Annotated in this window: 1 protein-coding gene; it reads right to left on the reverse strand. The window is 68.1% G+C overall.

All coding sequences use genetic code 11. From position 1 onward, the window contains the following. Positions 1-154 precede the first annotated feature (154 nt). The coding region (locus FDZ70_11250; GenBank protein ID TLM65245.1) for a hypothetical protein at positions 155-1,082 on the reverse strand (928 nt) is incomplete at its 5' end.

The raw sequence follows: 1,082 nt of genomic DNA on the forward strand, positions 1-1,082 counted from the left end.
GTGCTCTGCCGTAGATCTCCATGCGTCCCTCGAGGGCCTCCGACCGATCGGCCATGCCTGCGTGCCGGCCGCGCTGCCGCCATGAGACACCGGCGAGGCGCGACCACCGCGGTCCCGGCCGGCAGGCCGTCCGGGACCGCGGTCGGTGGTGCGATTAGTACGACCCCGCGTTCGGCACGAACATGACCTGCCCGGGGTAGGTGTACTCGCCGTAGGTCCTGATGAGCTCCTGCACCTCCGGCGAGCGGATCCAGTTGCTGAAGTCCTGCGATCCCTCGGCGTTGCGGGCACCGCGGACCTCGATGACCGAGTACTGGTTGAAGTACCTAGCGTCACCGGAGTTCACGACCATCAGGTTCTTCACGATGCCGAGCGCGCCCGCGTTGAGCCACGTGGCGCGGTCCGACAGCGTGTAGCCGCCGGTGCTCGCGTCGTTGGCCGCGGCGAGCGCTTGGGCCATACCCATCGTGCCCGAGGCCTTGTACCAGGTCTGGCCGGTCTGCGGGTTACCGATCAGCGCCCAGATCTCCTTCTCCTTCGTGTTGGTGCCCGAGTTGTCGTTGCGGGACCAGAAGGTGGAGCCGGCCGTGGCGATCGACTGGAACGCCTGGGTCGCGGGGACCGAGGCGCCGACGCCCGCCGGATTGGTCTTCGGGCCGACGAGCACGAAGTCGTTGTACATGACCTTGTAGCGCCTGAGGCCGCGGTATGCGGAGGGAGCGCCCGCCACGATGCCGTTCATGAAGTCCACCTCGGCCGTGGGGCTGTGCGTGAGAAGCACGTCGGCGTCACCGGTGCCGCCCAGTGCGATGGCCGCACCGGAGCCGACGAACGTCGCCTTGAGGACGTACTCGGGGCAGTTCTGCTTGAAGACCGGGCCGATGCGCTCGAACAGCCCGGAGTCCCTCGTCGACGTGGTCGATGCGAGGAACACCGTGCTCGGCGGGATCGTGCCCGTCACGGTGAGCACCGCGACGCGTGAGGCCGTGTCGTGGTTCACGCAGCGGGTGCGGACGAAGAACTTGCCCGCGAGCTTGGGCTTGTACACGCCCCAGTAGTAGCCGCCCGAGTTGGCCGTGAGC

Source organism: Actinomycetota bacterium (genome assembly GCA_005774595.1).
Classification (GTDB): domain Bacteria; phylum Actinomycetota; class Coriobacteriia; order Anaerosomatales; family D1FN1-002; genus D1FN1-002.